The sequence below is a fragment of the Anabaena sp. CS-542/02 genome, assembly GCF_028331085.1.
Classification (GTDB): domain Bacteria; phylum Cyanobacteriota; class Cyanobacteriia; order Cyanobacteriales; family Nostocaceae; genus Anabaenopsis; species Anabaenopsis arnoldii.
In genome coordinates this window covers 75,200-91,401 of the sequence record NZ_JAQMTM010000158.1, presented here as the reverse complement: position 1 = coordinate 91,401, position 16,202 = coordinate 75,200, and the positions used below count along the sequence as shown (strand labels likewise).

The window sequence follows — 16,202 nt, the reverse complement described above, 5'->3', positions numbered from 1 at the left end:
GACGTTCAGTTTCAGCTTTTTGACGTTCAGTTTCAGCTTTTTGACGTTCAGTTTCAGCTTTTTGACGTTCAGTTTCAGCCCTTTGACGTTCAGCTTCAGCCTTTTGCACTTCTTCTAAAACAGCTTCCTCAGGGGTGGGTACCAATTGTCCATCCCAATGAAAGTAACGTAATTTACCGTCAAAAATTCCCAAATATAACCCTAACTCTTGACTCCATAACCAACCCTGCTCAGTGGGTGTGACATCCTGATAATCACTTCCAACTAAACGAAATCCTACTAACTCTAAAGTATTAGGTGAGAACCAAAAATACTCAGGAGTGCGAAACTGGTTTTGATATAGTTGTTTCTTTAATCCCCGGTCTACCTTAGCTGTAGACTCAGAGAGTAATTCAATAATCAAATTTGGGTAATTACCGTTTTCTTCCCATACTACCCAAGAAGTACGGGGGCGTTTTTCAGTATCTTTAACTAGAAAAAAGTCCGGGCCTCTAAACTCTCGATTTTTTAACTGTTGACGGCTATAGTAAATAGTTAGGTTCGCGCCGATAAAGAAATCCTCCCTATCTCTCCACAACCACTCTAAGCACGTTACCAGCATCAATAGTTGTGTATAGTGTAAAGAACTCTCCATTTCCGGCTCATCACTGAGTAGTTGTGTGCAATCTGGCATTAATGCCTCTATCTCTCGTGCTGTTATAGCCATAGGTTTTATTTTGCACTATTTTCTATTTATTATATTCTCTGGGTAGTTGCGCTGTAGGATGCTGAAGCTAGAAGTTAGAGTGATTTGCGTCCTGAGATGAAAACCACAGCAGTATAGGAAATCTCAAACATTAGTCTAATTATATACAAATATACCTGTAATCTGATATACTATTACAGACGCAATAATTATTGTCAATAAATATACATATTTAACCGTAGTCATGCATTTACGTAAGCCTTTTTGGCAGAGGGTTTCTTCCCTGGGTCTTCGCAAAGATAGTAAAACTAAAGTTAAATTTGCGAAATTATTACCTCTCCTGTGGTTGGTTATAGGGATTTACTGTTTTTTAAACTTCGCTTGGCCACAGCGTTTTCTACTTCCCACAGTCTTTGGAGAGTCAGTATTTTGTGTTCACACTCCTGATAAAGTTTTAGCACTGACATTTGACGATGGACCTGACCCAGTATACACAAGAGCAATTGCTCAGACACTTTTAGATTACCAAGCCCAGGGGACATTTTTTGTGTTAGGAAAACACAGCCAACAGTATCCCCACATTATCCAATCTTTAGAAAAACAGGGACATGAAATAGCTAACCATACTTGGAATCATTACAACCTGAATACTCAGATGGAAAATTCTATTTATCGGGAAGTTACACAAACCGATGCTTTAATTAATCAGTTGGGATACTCCCACAAGATTTATTTTAGACCTCCTTTTGGTCGGGCTGGCTTGTTTGTCACTAATGTTTTAAAGCAGATGCAAAAACCCATTATATTTTGGGATGTGGATTTAGAGGACTGGCGAGGTAAGTCAGCGGGAGAAATGATGAATATATTTGAAAAAAGCTTTCACAATGGGAGCATCATACTTTTACATGACTCCGATGGTGTCGCGAAAGGGGGAGTATATGCTAGTCGCCATAATACTGTAGAAGTAGTGGAAAGAATTTTGAGTACTTACACTCCCCAGGGATATAAATTTGTGACCGTATCCGAGTTATTGAAGAGAGGAACTATAGTTAAATCAGTAAATATGTGTCTACAGAATTAACTCTTTTAGGACTTGGATAAATGGTAAAAATACCCATCATGAGATATTGGCATCTGTGTATTATAAATCTATTTACTCTGTTCTTCCGCTTACCCTTTTTCTTCCGTTCTACATTCAATTGGGATGAAAGTACATTTATTTTAATGGGTCAATCCATTTTAGATGGTAACTTACCATATGTGGAAATATGGGATGTAAAGCCACCACTCGTATTCTTTAGCTATGCCTTACCTATTTTAGCTGTTGGTAGATCTATAATATCTATTCGCCTATTTGGGACAATATGCGTAATCATATCAGCCATTCTGACTTACTATATTTGTCGCTGTGTATGGAGTCAGAAACTTAGTATATTAGCTGCTATGGTCTTTGTTATTTTAACTGGTCCGTTGATGGATGGTAAATCTACCATGACCGAGCATATAGCTATTGTACCTTTACTCGGTTCATTAGCGCTGCTCTTGAGGGAGCATAAGTTAATGAATCTAAAATTTTTTATGGTTGGTTTCCTCATGGGAACCGCTTGTATGATTCGCCTAAATTTGGCTTATGTAGCATTAATTTTAGGTTTATATATTGCAGTTAAAAGCATTAAATTAAATTTAAATTATAAAAGTTTATTGTCCATATTTGCCTATGGGATTGGTTGTTTAATTCCATTCATAGTTTTGTTTTTACCATACATAGGGACAAATAATATTGCACTATTTAAGGCGGCGGTGATTGATGCATCATTAGCTTATTCCCATTCTCAAATACCATTATGGCAAATTATCTTTAAGCAAATTTACGATATTTGGGGGATTATATTTTTAGTAGGTTGTTATCAGCTTATTTTAATTATTAAACAACAGGAAAAATATTCAGAGAAGAAAAATAAATTAATATACTTATCCATCTACTTCTTAGGTACTGAGTGGTCAATTTTAAATAGTGGTGCGGCACATAGTCATTATATGATTCAACTGGCTCCTTTTTTGGGGGTCGTATTAGCATCTTGGTTGATGAAAATCTTGGATTTCAACTTAAAAGTAGGTTATTTTATACTCATAGTCACATTGATGCTCACGGTTACACCCAGTTTTAATGAATACAAAACTATAGGGACGCGTCTGGTGACACAACAATCAATCTTCTATGGTAAAGAATATGATTTAGCTAAATATTTAGCTGAACAGGGAGGAAGTAATATTACAGCATATATGATGGATCATCATCTGGTTTATTGGCTCCTGAACCTGAAACCGCCTACAAAAATAGTCACCCATCCATCAAATATATCCAAAGAATATTTACTACGTGTTCTCCAAGGTCCCACTGCTAATACTAATCAAGCATTGCTGGAAGTGTTGGTACAAAAACCTGAGTTTATTGTCAAAAAGGAAAATGTTTGGTATTTACAAGATCATCTAGAAGCGATCGCCTTACTGGAAAGAACACTCGCAACAGATTATACGCTCTTAAGGAACATGGAAGGCACACAAATTTATCATAAAATATCTCAAGTGAAACAATAGATCAATTCAGTAGATATTAGTACATCATTTTTTTAATTTCAGCCAGCAAAAATTCTACAAGTATATGTATTTCAATCAAGATTGGCGCTCTACCGTTTCTGCTCCCTGGTTTCATCCTTTACTGTTGCTGATATGGTTCATAATAGGTGTGGCTTTACGGTTCACCAACTTAACAGCTAAACCTCCTTGGATTGATGAAATTGCTACTTTGGTGTTTAGCTTGGGAAATAGTTTTTTACCAATACCCTTAGATCAAGCGATCGCCCCTGATATATTATTGCAGCCATTACAAATAAATCCCGCCGCTGGTGTGGGGGATGTAATTCATCATCTCCTCACAGAAGATAACCATCCACCCATATATTTTGTACTGGTTCATCTGTGGATGAAACTATTTACCAATCAACAAGGTATAGTATCATTATTTGCTGCGCGATCATTTCCCGCTTTGCTGGGTGCAGTTTCTATTCCCTGTGCTTATATTTTGGGTAAGTTAGCTTTTCGTTCTGCATTAGTGGGACAATTATCAGCGGCGATGATCGCAGTTTCACCATACGGTATTTATTTAGCACAGGAAGCACGTCATTATACTTTGGCTATCCTCTGGGTGATGGCTTCCCTAGCTTGCTTAGTAATTGCTAGGCGTCACCTACAAAACCAAACCTTATTACCCCTGTGGTTAATTGTTGCTTGGGTAAGTATTAACGCCTTGGGTATTGCTACTCATTACTTTTTTGTGTTCACTCTGAGTGCTATAGCTTTAGTGTTGATTTTTGTAGCTGGGAAGCAACAAGCACAGGCAAAAAATTGGGTGTTATTCTCTCCCAGTTGGCGGCGACTATATTTAATTGCAGCTGGTACTGCTGTAGCTGGGTTAGTTTGGTTACCTAATTGGTTACGAAATCGTCATATGGGCGCTCTCACAGAGTGGATTCAAGGTGAACGGGTGGGAATAACTTGGATTAGCCCTATTTTCCAAGCTTTAGCCACCTGGATTACCATGATTTCCCTCCTCCCAGTGGAAGCACCACAGTTAACGGTGGTCATTCTCTCTGGGTTGGTGATGTTGATTTTCTTTATTTGGGCAATACCTATTTTAATTGCTGGGATTAAAGTACAACTACAAAACCCTGAAACTAGTTTGATCATTCAGGTGTTTGCTGGGGTGATATTAGGAGCGATCGCTTTATTTTTCTGCTTTACTTACTTCCTGGGTATAGATATCACACGAGGCGCTCGTTATAGTTTTGTTTACTTTCCCGCTGTGATTATCCTCCTGGGTGCGACTCTAGCAAGTTGTTATCAAAATCCCAACATTGGTAAATGGGGTATCACCGGTAAACAAGCTGTCATCCTGATTTGGGTGATGGGATTACTTAGCGCCATTACAGTTACCTTTAATCTGGGTTATCGCAAATATTACCGCCCTGATTTATTAGTTCCCTTAATTGAAGAAAAATCCTCACAACCAGTACTGATAGCTGCAACCCACAAAAGTTTAAACGACACAGGAGTAATGATGAGTGTAGCCTGGGAATTAAAATTCTCAGGTTCACAGACTAATACCCAATTTCTCCTAGCTCATCAAGACCAAGACCCTAATACCTCTACTTTAGCCCTAGAAAAAACCCTTAAACAATTACCCCCACCTTTGGATTTATGGCTGGTTAATTTTGATGCTCCCCTAGGGGAAACACTAAAACAACAATGTTTACTTGATTCTCAGAACTTACCGGGAGTGACGGGGTATGAATATCAACTGTATCACTGTGAGTAATAGGAATTTATTTTCCACCAAAGAACGCCAAAAACTAGCAACATCAATTAACCATGAATGCTAAAACCAGCTTTACCTTGTTGATGTTTATCTGTCTGCTAGCTACTGGCGTGACAGGATATTTACTAGGAGGAATTAACCCTGATATAATTCAATCTTGGTTACAAGCTGCGGGAATTTGGGCACCCATCACTTATGTAGCTATCTATGTAGTGGCTACAATCTTAATTTTACCTTCCACAGCTTTAAATTTAACAGGGGGGGCAATTTTCGGAGTGGGGATGGGCACATTGTGGACAAGTATCGCGGCAATAATTGCAGCAATTACAGCCTTTATTTTTGCCCGCACAGTAGGACATGAGATGATTTCGCAAAAATTAGCTGGACGTTGGCAAGCTATAGATGCTGAACTTAGACAGGGGGGTATATCTTATATATTTGCTATCCGCCTGATGCCCATTATGCCCTATGGATTAGTTAATTTTGTCGCGGGGTTAACATCAATTAGCTTTAGAGATTACCTCATAGGTACGGCTTTAGGAACAGTACCCGGAATATTACCCTTTGTTCTCTTGGGTAGTTCTGGTTTAAAGGCTGTTCGTACTGGGGAAATTTTACCATTATTAACTGCCTTATTACTAATTGGAATGCTAGTAGGCGGTTCCACTTGGTATCGTCGTCGTCGCTCCTTTCCACCTGATCATAAGCCTTAAAATAACTCCACTATGTTACCTAAATATTCTTTCATCGTCCCCATATACAACGAAGCAGAAAACATTTTAGAAATGTATCGCCGCATTTCACAGGTGATGAATCAGATGGATGGTAAAGTTGAGTTGTGTTTGATAAATGATGGCAGTCGTGATCTATCTTTGAAAATAATCAGTGAATTACACCAAAAAGATTCACGTGTTGTTTATTTAAGCCTAGCCAGAAATTTCGGTCATCAAATTGCTGTTACAGCAGGTTTGAATTTTGTGCGCGGAGACGTAACAGTGATTCTCGATGCTGATTTACAAGATCCGCCAGAATTGATTACGGAAATGGTAGAATTATGGAAACAAGGATATCATATAGTTTATGCTCAGAGGATAAAACGTTCTCAAGAAAACTGGTTAAAACGTTTGACAGCCTATGCTTTTTATAGGATTCTCCGGCGGCTTGCAGATGTAAATATTCCTACAGATGCAGGAGATTTTTGCTTGTTAGATCGCCAAGTTGTTAATGTGATCAATAAAATGCCAGAACGCAATCGTTACATTCGGGGGTTGCGTTCTTGGGTGGGTTTTAATCAAACAGCAATCAGATTTGAACGTGATCCGCGTTTTGCTGGTAATCCTAAATATACATTCGGCAAGTCCTTTGCATTGGCAATTAATGGTATAGTTTCTTTCTCTAAAGTACCATTGAGAATATCAACTTATTTGGGATTATTAGCTGCTTTCGTTTCATTGCTCATGTGTTTACTAGTTTTATACTGGCGAATTTTTATCCCTAATTCTCCTTTAACTGGGGTAACTATTATTCTCATGGCCATATTCTTCCTGGGAGCAGTCCAACTAATTAGTATTGGGATTTTGGGTGAGTATATCGGACGTATTTATGAAGAGGTTAAACAAAGACCGCTTTATGTTTTGTCGGAAGTTGCGGGTTTTGAAGAGGAATCTGAGCTAGATAGCTATTAATTATTTTTTGCTATACCCACAGGTGATAAACCGGCGATCGCCCGTAAATTTTGACAACGAATCGCACTCATTAAAATCTAAACTACCATTTTGCATACCAGCGATCGCCTCAATGGCAGATAATAAATGCTCTGCTGCTTCAGTTTCTGAGTAACCCCAACGTTGGGCGATCGCTATGGCTCCTAAATCGGCGTTTAACTCTAATTCTGAAGATTTGTTACCCCGCCAAATCCGCAGCAGCGCCATAGCGCTTAATCCCGTAGCAACTCCCACACCCAGTGCGATCATCGATCTGGTAGGATGCTTTATTGAACGCACCTTTTTGATTTCAAGCCTAACCACCTTGGCGGTTGCTATACTTCCCACATGAGAATTAAAGTCTGCAAAATTTGACCGATTGAGCGGCGTTTTTGGTCACAATAAGCAATTCCCGCATGATTGATTCCACTATGGTGAAGATTAACAAAGTCATCATCATGAGTAACCAATATTCTATTCTCAGACGCAGCAAAGATAAGTTGTTCTTGGTCTGATACGCTGATTAATCCGACTTCTGAAGTTGTTGTGACATCTATTTTTCGACGACGCAAACCCAATGCAATAGCATTACTCACGCTTTCATCTAAATGAAATTTAATCTCGTTGACCATTATTCAGTTTGCAGTTTTTGCTTGAGAATCGAGGGTGTTTGTACTGATACTCCCTTAATAAACGTTTCTGATTCTCTCATTTGTTGACGAATTTCATCTCGATGATCATGATAATAGGCTAAAGCCGCATAAACATCAGATAAGCTGATACCAGGGTGATGGTCTAGAATTTCATCTACTGACATCCCCATTTGTTCGTGTTTGATCACAATATCCTGAACTCGAATCCGATGTCCAGCAATTCGGGGTTTACCACCACAAATTCCCGGTGTTATTTCAATATGGTTTTTGATGGTATCAAGAGACATAAAAATAAATCATTTTTTTACTTACCTCAAGCTTATCAATTTTTCCCCTGCTTCTCTACCAGTTCATCGCCTGTCAGATGCTTTTTGGTATACCCACAGGTGATAAATTACTGATCGCCCGTAAATTTTGACAACGAATTAATTCATTAAAATCTAAACTACCATTTTTTTGGATACCAGCGATCGCCTCAATGGCAGATAATAAATGCTCCGCTGCTTCACTTTCTGAGTAACCCCGACGTTGAGCGATCGCTATAGCAGCTAAATCGGCGTTTAACTCTAATTCCGAAGATTTGTTACCCCGCCAAATCCGCAGCAGCGCCATGGCGCTTAATCCTGTAGCAACTCCCACACCCAGAACATCCCCCTGTGCTGACTCCATCACTCCCGCTACCAAACCAGCGATCGCCACACCTTGATAAATCTGGGGTTGAAACCACTTCACCTGTGTTAACCAGTTAACCTTCTGCAATATTAATAAATCCCGTTGGGGTTCCGGTAAAGAAGACCAGAAATTAAAATTGATAGATATAACTCGCTCCCGTGTCCAAGGTAGAGGAAAAGTAGCATCAATTACCCTAGGTTGCTTGGGCTTGCTGACAATTTTCACCGTCATCCGACTAGAAGCAGGTATGACATTTAGTAACCGGCGAATCTCAGCCTTTGACTCCATAACAATAATTGTTGATGACATAATGACAGTTGTTCACAGTCTCTGCTCTGGTTACCAAAATACTCTATTAGGTTACTGAGATAATATTAGTGTATTCTATGATTATGACTGTTGTACTTAAAAAATACTTAACCAGCTTAACCTTCTGAATTACCAACTACCAATTAAATGGATGCTTTTGCTCCCATCGCCCCTGAATGGACAAATCAAGCGGTTCATGCTCACCAGTTCTGCTGTCCTAGTTGTCACGCTAGTAGCCTCGAAGCCGTAAAAGTTTGGATTAATAGGCGATCGCCTGTCATCACACCAGACAATCGTCGCAAATGGCAAGAATTTTACCATTGTCAGTGTAGTTGTGTGTGGTGGGGTTGGAGTAGCGATCGACCTCCTGCGGATATACAGCACTATTCAAGTAAATAAAGTACACATCTTAATATCATAAATCTTCTGGGTTGGGCATCGGTGTCCGCCCTTGTCTACCTCACCCAGATAAAATGGTCAGTATAAGCGAAAACCAAAAAACCCGCACCAAGGCGGGCTTTTTATTAACTGCTCACAACAGCTTTAGAATCTGAAGGTGGTACGCAGTGTACCTACATAGACAGTTTCGTTATTATCGTTGTTTTCAGGGTTGAGAATAACCAATACGCCGGGAGTGACGGTAATGTTGTCGCTGAAGCGCATTTTGTAGAGACCTTCTACGTGATAGGATGTGTCGGACTCCTCAATAGAAACACCTCCTACAGAACCACCAGTAACTTTGGGGGGTTGACCAAAGATCAGACCCAATACGTTACCTTCTCTACCAAAGTCTTTAACAGCTAAACTGGTAGTCCAGTAGAACATATCTGCGTCATTGGTGCCCACTTCAGTTTTAGCATTGCTGAAACCAGCCCAACCGCCTAGGGTCAGTGAGGAGCTAGGTTTTAAACTAGCTTGGAAACCATAGTGGTCAGCAGAAGTTGCAACATTACCAAATGGGCGGTTAGCTATCGCACTTCCTGTATTACCAAAAAGGTTTACACCAGACGCACTATTTTGATAAGTACGTGCGTAGCTAAAACCAACATTTAATGCATTGCTGGGTCTAAATGCTACTTGACCGAAAATTGTACTAGCACCATCAAAAATGGCGTTTTTATCTTCAGGATTGTTAGCATTGGGTGCTACGTAAGCAGCACTTAAAGTTAAAGGTCCACTGGGATTTAAGTTGACAGTTAAACCTGCGCCACCGTCATTTTGACGGTAAATGGGGCTGAAACGACCGTAACGAGAAATAGCACCGCCACCAGAACTAGCAAAGTCAGGATGGAAGTTAGGGACGTTATCATCTAACTCAGCACCCACCGCATCAATTTTGACTCGTACGGAGTCACTCAGGTTGAAGGTGTAGTTAATTTTGTCGATTTCAAGAGCGTCCCCAGTCTCAAAACCAAGACGGGTCATGTTAGTCCCTGTGGTGGGTCTTACAAAGTTCCCGTAATTCAACCGAGTTTGCAGCCTATCCTTACCAGTGAAGCTAGTATTCAGAGTTAAACGCACCCGGTTAGCAAAAGCGGTATTGCTTTGTAGATCGGGATTGTTATCAGGGTTTGTGTCCCTATCCGCTTGCTTCTCACCAAAAGCCTGATACAAGCCAAAAATAGCTTCCCCAGATAACTTGGTGGTGGTAGAAAACTGATTAGCTTCTAACTCAGCAGTGCGAGCTTCCAGAGCATCTACCCGACCGCGGAGGGTTGCCAATTCAGCAGAAAATTCTTCTTGTAACCGCTGTAATGAAGCTAAATCTTGTCTTGTAATGACATCAGCTGTTGCAGTGGCGATTAGTTCGTTAACTCTGTCTAAACACTGGTTTAAAGCCGCAGCAAATTCAAACCGAGTTAAGGTGCGGTTACCGCGGAAAGTATTGTCGGGAAAACCGGATATACAACCGTAGCGCTCTACTAAAGATTGTAATGCGCGGTATGCCCAGTCTGTGGGGCGGACATCGGAAAATTGAGAAACAGATGTTACCTGACCGATGCTGTTAGCCTCTTGGGACAATTGAGCAACGGTTGTTTTTTGATTCAGTTCACCAGCTAAAGCGCTGTTAGCAAAGAATATAGCCACAATGGCTGGGCTAACTTTGAGGGCGTTCCAAAGTAGTTTTGTCATGTTCTTAAATTTCACTCACACCAAATAAACTGATATCACAGCAAAGCTTTATGCTCTTTTGGATGATCTTTTCATAGCTTCAGTCTCGAATATACCAAAATTTTTATAATTAACACAAGTCCATGATCATTTTTTTTTATACTCTACTTCTTATCAGATTATTTTGTGAACGAATAATAATTCGCCGCTTGTAGCGTAGGAGTAGTTCTTGTTCCTCAAATTCCTGTAGAATCCGGGTTATGGTCACACGAGTGGTATTTAAGACTTCTGATATTTCCTGGTGGGTAATATTTAGATCAATTAATCTCCCCTGTTCTACATCACGCCCAAACTTTTCACTTAACCACAGCAGGAATTTTCCCAACCGTAAGGACATAGGTTTGAGATGTACAATACTCAATATCTCCTCTGAATCTTGAATGTGTGATAAGAACGCATCAGTATACTGATGCCAAAGCTCAGGGGGTACAATACTAACTTCTACGCTTGTCAAACATTCAATTTGATAGGGTTGGATTTTAGTTAAACAATGTCCCACCAGATCACCAGTTCCCCAATAACCCAGAGCAATAAATATGCCATCTTCGTTCCAGGTTAAGGTACGAACTGCGCCGCGATCAATACGCCACAGAACATCCTTGTCAGGGGGAATTAATTCGCGGCGAGTAAATAATCTTTGTGGTAATTTTCCACCGGGGATAGGGTCATGAGATACATCAGATAACTTTGGGGTCAGACTGGTGGGATACATGATGCAAGTACTTAATATTGGGGTGACTTGAGTTAGCCTAATTAAGTAAGTTTAAGAAAAGGTAATATTTTGGTAAATTGTATGTTACTTAACAAAAGTTAAGGGTATTGTGGGGATCGTGGTTTCGACTTCGCTCAACCACCCAAATCAGTATGTTCCCGTAAGGGCAGTCGAAGGTAACAATATCAGGGGGTATTGTGGGGATCGTGGTTTCGACTTCGCTCAACCACCCAAATCAATATGTTCCCGTAAGGGGAGTCGAAGGGAACAATCACCCTCTAATAACTTTGTCCCGTAACAATGTATGCTACTCTGCGCCCAATATTAGTAGCATGGTCTGCCATGCGTTCTAAACAACGAATTGCCAGCGCCAGGAGTACAATGGGCTCCACTACCCCCGGCACATCTCTTTGCTGGGCTAAAGTTTGATAAACTCGATCATAAGCATGATCTACAGTGTCATCTAAGCGCTTTAAATCTCGTCCCCCAACTTCATCCAAATCAGCTAAGGCTTTTAAGCTACTTGCTAGCATGGCTTGTGCGTGGTGGGACATCTCCTCAATCTCTGGTAAAGAGCTATGTGGTGGGTAAGGAAAAATTTTCACGGCAATGTTAGCTAAATCCTCAGCATAATCCCCAATACGTTCTAAGTCTCGCACTAACTGCATAAAGGCACTTAAACAGCGTAAATTTTGATCTGTAGGTGCTTGGAGTGTGATAATTGTCGTACAATCCGATTCTATTTGTCTATAAAAGCGATCAATTTTTTTATCTAATCGGGGGAGTTCCCGAGATGCTGTTAAATCTCGGTAAAATAGGGCTTGGTGGCTGAGGCGGAAGGATTGTTCTACCAAAGCTCCCATGCGTAATATATCCCGTTCCAAGCGCCTGATGGCACGTGCTAATTGGGGATTTTGCGGTTGAGAGTTGCGATCATACAAGGCAGCTTGCACACTGATTAATCTCAAAAGTGAAGATATTCTTAACTATAGTCTTGGCTTGGGTAGTTTGCCATAACTTCAGGAAGTTGAAGTTTTAACCAAGCTCCACCGGTTTCTGGATGGTTCATCGCTTTAATAGAACCGCCATGGGCGAGAATAATTTGTCGCACAATAGCTAAACCTAAACCATTACCCACAATTGCACCCAGAGAATTATTTTCTGGTAGTGAGGAATGAGTCCGAGCTTTATCTCCCCGGTAAAATCGCTCAAATATATGTGGTAAATCTGCTTCGGAAAAACCCAGTCCGGAATCAATGAGATTTATTTCCAAAATAGGAACTAGGCGACTGTCAGTGTCTGGTATTGATAGGATTTGGGCTTGAATTTGAATACTGCTACCAGGAAGACTATATTTAATGCTGTTGTCCAGCAAGTTGAGAAAAACCTGATAAATACGCCCAGGGTCGGCTTTGATCCACAGATTTTCTGGGCCGCAGTAGGATATGGACAGGTGTTGCTTTTGGGTTAATGGTTCTAAGCTTTCCCACACAGATATGATCAGCGATCGCAATTCCACAACTTCCAAATGCAATTGCATAGCGGGGTTGACTTCCATTTGAGTCAGTTCTAACCAGCTTTGCACTAAGTTAATCAGCCGATCTACCTCTTGCATTAGCCGATCAACCCAACGATTCAAAGGAGGGTCTAAGCGGTTTTGTAAAGTTTCCACCACCAAACGAATGGAAGTCAAGGGGGTTCTCAGTTCGTGAGCTAGGTCAGAAAAAGAGCGATCGCGTTCCTGATTCATGTCTAGTACAGGTTGGCGATTTTCCAGAAACACCCCCACCTGTCCATTGGGTAGTGGTAAACTAGAGGCGCGCAACGCCAAGGGTTTCATCCTCGATATCCCTGATACCCCATTACTTTTAGTACCGCTAGTACCGCGAAAAGCGGAATCAGAAGAGGGGTGAAATATCCACTCTTTTACCTGTAATGTTTGGCGATCGCGAGTTTTTTCCACTAAATGGTCAAGTTCATAAGACCGCACCAACTCTAGTAACAGCCGCACCTGTCCAGGTTGCCATGTTTGTAGATATAATATTTGTCGCGCTTGCTGATTGCACCACACCAATTGATTTTCTTCATCTACCTGCAAATATCCTATTGGAGCAACATCCAGCAAGTCTTGGTAGGTTTTTAGGGACTGCTGCAAATTTTGCTGCTGCTGCTTGATGGTGGTTATTTTGCGATGCAAAGGATGTATTAGCCCCAGCACCACCTGAGAATGAGCAGAGCTTGAGGGTTCTATTAGTCCCCTTAAGTAGCGTTTTAGTTGAACCTGTTGCCAAATCCACAACCCAGCACCTACCGCTAAACCCAGAAAAAATCCCAATAAGAGCATGAGACTATAAGTTGTTAGTTACTTGATCATTAATAAAAACTAACAACTATCTCCACAGATATCAGAAAAATGCTCAAAACCCTAAATTAACAAGCACGTGTATCTTTGGTAATTAAGTTGGCATTTCACAGCTTAAAGGTTTTCAACCAAAGCGGTAGCCAAAGCCTCTGACAGTCACAATGTATTCTGGATGACTAGGGTCATCTTCTAGTTTTTCCCGCAACCAGCGGATATGAACATCTACAGTTTTACTGTCACCCACAAATTCTGGACCCCAAATCTGATCTAGCAATTGCTCACGAGACCAGACACGGCGAGGATAATTCATGAACAGTTCCAGCAAGCGAAACTCTTTAGGAGATAAATTCACCTCTTCACCACGGACAAGCACACGACATTCTTGGGGATTTAAACTCACAGTCTTGTGTGTTAATACTTGTATTTGTGGCGAGGTAATTAAGCGTTGGCGACGGAGTAAAGCCCGACAACGAGCCACTAATTCCCTCATACTAAAGGGTTTAGTCAGGTAATCATCCGCTCCTACTTCTAAGCCCAAAACCCGGTCAGTTTCGCTACCTTTAGCACTGAGAATCAAGATTGGTACTGGGTTTCCTTGATGACGTAGCAACCGACATATATCTAGACCATTAACATAAGGAAGCATGACATCAAGAATTATTAAGTCAAAAGCGGGTTCCCCTGACTTGGCTTCACAACTTTGGAAATATTCTACAGCTGATTGCCCATCCGCAGCACTTATGACGCTAAAACCTTCTTCTTCCAAGGCTAAAGCTAGCATCTCTTGGATTAACTCCTCATCTTCTACTACTAAAATACGGCTGGTTGAGCCAATTTTGCCTCTGGTAGAAGACTGGATGGATTCACTGGTATACATTGATAGCAGAAAAATCTATTTTCTTGTATGAATTAGCATTTTGCAATTAACCACCGTGCTTTGATTTCTCTACAGCAGTAATTTTTTTGCAAAAAGTAATACAAATCACAATACATCATCAATAACTGCAATTGCAAGCTACCATCAGTATTTTTAGCAATTAACTTGATGAAATTATTTTCTTAATTATGATGATTTATTGACAATCCACCAAACAAAACAATAAGCCTTGAAAATATAATCATGCCTCTCTCACTGCCTCTAAGGTAGATACTTTTGTACTACAATCCAACCGGTCAAGGACACCCAAATAAAACCACCAAAGAGAATAATATTCACACCAATATGTAAAGGTCTAGCCCAAGAACGCCTAGTGTTAATTTGTGTGGCGCTCAAAGCAGACAGCAAAACTAATATTACTACTATTAACCCAGCCATCAAGTGTGACGAGTGTCCCAATGAGCCAAAGTGTCCTATAGTGCCAATAATGCCAATGGCTAGCAGTAGTAACACTAGACTAACCATAGTGATACCAATTGTATAATGCAGCGATCGCACCTCTCTACGTCCCCCCAGGAACCAGCGGAACCTGGGGAAATGCGCCAAAGTTCTTTCCCGAAACATCCAAATACCCGTAACTGCTAGGAGCAGATACCCTACCAGGGATAACCCCATCGACCAAGCGGCTATTTTCCACAACCAAATAAAAGAAGGTAAATTCATAAAATTGATTCTAAATGGAAATGGAGCCAGATGGGGACCTGGAGAGTCAATCAAAAAGGTTGCTGAATTTGGCAACCCCGAGATTGGATAAAATTGTTTTTTTTAATCCAGACTCAGCCAGCAATTGTTAAAGGTTTTGTTGTATTTTCAACTTGGTTATTAATTGACTGCACCGTTGGTTGTGTCTTCATGGTGTCCATATCTATTGAGTCTGTATGAAACTCATTACTAGTAGGCTCACTCATAGCCAAGCGATCGCACGCAATTGTATCAGATAAAATTGCACTTGCCATCATTCCCGTATGAATTTCCATTTGAGCTTCTAATGGAGCTTCAAACACAAGGCGCTGTCCTGGAAAAACAACTCTTTCAAAGTACCAATTAGAAATATTGCAGATGCGAGCCACCTGGATTTTGTTTGTAGCATTAACGTAGCAACAAAGGATATGCTCAGATTGCTCAGGTGGTAGAGGATCTAATATTTGAGGCATAACTGCGGAGGAGCTTTACGCTACAATTTTACATTACACCATTTAAAGTAACATCGCCTGATCCCAAGATGCTGTAACTCCGACTACCAACCGAAATTTTCCACGCTATTTCTATCTAAATATATGTTCAAGTTATGAAACCTTAATCAAGTATCATAACTTTAGTAAAAAAAATATACTCCCCCAGACTGATTTTAAATTTTCCTGGATTCGGATCACCGATTCTGACTCCCACAGGGCGGGTTGCTACCTGAATAGCCAAACTCAATGTTATGGTAAAGATATATAACAATCTTGCTCATCAAATATATTCATGTATTTATGTCCTTTGACTCGGAGCAAATCCAACTATTCCCACAATTGCCAACACTGTTCATCGCAGTAGTAATTGTGAACTACAAAGCCAACTAAAATAAACAAACAGTTTTCAACTGCATATCTGTCTATCGTTTTCATAAACAACTGCAA

17 protein-coding genes and 1 pseudogene are annotated in these 16,202 nt (G+C 40.5%); 6 read left to right on the top strand and 12 right to left on the bottom strand.

Annotation, left to right across the window (positions count from 1 at the left end; genetic code table 11):
* Window positions 1-706 (bottom strand): Uma2 family endonuclease (locus PN447_RS16630; protein WP_271764118.1); only part of this gene is annotated, 706 nt, incomplete at its 3' end.
* A 223-nt stretch (window positions 707-929) separates the two neighbouring features.
* Between PN447_RS16630 and PN447_RS16625 the strand changes: the two genes are divergently transcribed.
* The 5 genes from PN447_RS16625 (at window position 930) to PN447_RS16605 (ending at window position 6,745) form a co-directional block, all read left to right on the top strand.
* Window positions 930-1,766: a polysaccharide deacetylase family protein gene (locus PN447_RS16625; RefSeq protein WP_271764117.1), complete on the top strand. Its 837-nt coding sequence runs from the start codon at window positions 930-932 to the stop codon at window positions 1,764-1,766.
* Window positions 1,767-1,909: 143 nt separating this feature from the next.
* A complete protein-coding gene (locus tag PN447_RS16620; RefSeq protein WP_271764116.1) occupies window positions 1,910-3,283 on the top strand; it encodes an ArnT family glycosyltransferase in 1,374 nt (457 codons plus the stop codon).
* A 64-nt stretch (window positions 3,284-3,347) separates the two neighbouring features.
* Window positions 3,348-5,060, top strand: coding sequence for a glycosyltransferase family 39 protein (locus tag PN447_RS16615; protein WP_271764115.1), 1,713 nt, complete (start codon window positions 3,348-3,350; stop codon window positions 5,058-5,060).
* Between the two features lie 53 nt (window positions 5,061-5,113).
* Window positions 5,114-5,773, top strand: coding sequence for a TVP38/TMEM64 family protein (locus tag PN447_RS16610; protein ID WP_271764114.1), 660 nt, complete (start codon window positions 5,114-5,116; stop codon window positions 5,771-5,773).
* Between the two features lie 12 nt (window positions 5,774-5,785).
* Window positions 5,786-6,745, top strand: coding sequence for a glycosyltransferase family 2 protein (locus PN447_RS16605; protein ID WP_271764113.1), 960 nt, complete (start codon window positions 5,786-5,788; stop codon window positions 6,743-6,745).
* On the opposite strand, the pseudogene PN447_RS16600 reads toward PN447_RS16605, so the two are convergent.
* From PN447_RS16600 to PN447_RS16585, 4 genes and pseudogenes are all read right to left on the bottom strand, one after another.
* A pseudogene (locus tag PN447_RS16600) lies at window positions 6,742-7,024 on the bottom strand (DUF3318 domain-containing protein); the annotation flags it as partial. The gene PN447_RS16605 and the pseudogene PN447_RS16600 sit on opposite strands and share 4 nt — an antisense overlap.
* 74 nt (window positions 7,025-7,098) lie before the next feature.
* On the bottom strand, window positions 7,099-7,395 hold the full coding sequence (locus PN447_RS16595) for a DUF5615 family PIN-like protein (protein ID WP_271764112.1): 297 nt from the start codon (window positions 7,393-7,395) through the stop codon (window positions 7,099-7,101).
* Window positions 7,395-7,703, bottom strand: coding sequence for a DUF433 domain-containing protein (locus PN447_RS16590; RefSeq protein ID WP_271764111.1), 309 nt, complete (start codon window positions 7,701-7,703; stop codon window positions 7,395-7,397). Before PN447_RS16590 ends, PN447_RS16595 begins: the two co-directional genes overlap by 1 nt.
* Before the next feature lie 73 nt (window positions 7,704-7,776).
* On the bottom strand, window positions 7,777-8,376 hold the full coding sequence (locus PN447_RS16585) for a DUF3318 domain-containing protein (protein ID WP_271764123.1): 600 nt from the start codon (window positions 8,374-8,376) through the stop codon (window positions 7,777-7,779).
* A gap of 168 nt (window positions 8,377-8,544) precedes the next feature.
* Here PN447_RS16585 and PN447_RS16580 point away from each other — a divergent pair, with 168 nt between their 5' ends.
* Complete coding sequence (locus PN447_RS16580; protein WP_271764110.1) at window positions 8,545-8,796, top strand: hypothetical protein; 252 nt, start codon at window positions 8,545-8,547, stop codon at window positions 8,794-8,796.
* A gap of 144 nt (window positions 8,797-8,940) precedes the next feature.
* Here the strand turns inward: PN447_RS16580 and PN447_RS16575 are convergent, their stop codons facing one another.
* The 7 genes from PN447_RS16575 to PN447_RS16545 form a co-directional block, all read right to left on the bottom strand.
* On the bottom strand, window positions 8,941-10,530 hold the full coding sequence (locus PN447_RS16575) for an iron uptake porin (RefSeq protein ID WP_271764109.1): 1,590 nt from the start codon (window positions 10,528-10,530) through the stop codon (window positions 8,941-8,943).
* A gap of 136 nt (window positions 10,531-10,666) precedes the next feature.
* Window positions 10,667-11,281, bottom strand: a complete 615-nt coding sequence (locus tag PN447_RS16570; protein ID WP_271764108.1) for a Crp/Fnr family transcriptional regulator — start codon at window positions 11,279-11,281, stop codon at window positions 10,667-10,669.
* A 278-nt stretch (window positions 11,282-11,559) separates the two neighbouring features.
* Window positions 11,560-12,234 carry a phosphate signaling complex protein PhoU gene (gene phoU, locus PN447_RS16565; RefSeq protein ID WP_271764107.1) on the bottom strand — a complete coding sequence of 225 codons (675 nt, stop codon included), beginning with the start codon at window positions 12,232-12,234 and terminating at the stop codon, window positions 11,560-11,562.
* Between the two features lie 29 nt (window positions 12,235-12,263).
* The gene (locus tag PN447_RS16560; RefSeq protein ID WP_271764106.1) at window positions 12,264-13,625 is read right to left on the bottom strand and encodes a PAS domain-containing sensor histidine kinase; all 1,362 of its coding nucleotides are present in this window, start codon (window positions 13,623-13,625) and stop codon (window positions 12,264-12,266) included.
* A 142-nt stretch (window positions 13,626-13,767) separates the two neighbouring features.
* On the bottom strand, window positions 13,768-14,520 hold the full coding sequence (locus tag PN447_RS16555) for a response regulator transcription factor (protein WP_271764105.1): 753 nt from the start codon (window positions 14,518-14,520) through the stop codon (window positions 13,768-13,770).
* Window positions 14,521-14,781: 261 nt separating this feature from the next.
* Window positions 14,782-15,243 (bottom strand): DUF4079 domain-containing protein, encoded by a 462-nt coding sequence (locus PN447_RS16550; protein WP_271764104.1) that lies wholly within the window; start codon window positions 15,241-15,243, stop codon window positions 14,782-14,784.
* A 113-nt stretch (window positions 15,244-15,356) separates the two neighbouring features.
* Window positions 15,357-15,734: a DUF1830 domain-containing protein gene (locus PN447_RS16545; RefSeq protein WP_271764103.1), complete on the bottom strand. Its 378-nt coding sequence runs from the start codon at window positions 15,732-15,734 to the stop codon at window positions 15,357-15,359.
* Between the last annotated feature and the right edge of the window lie 468 nt (window positions 15,735-16,202).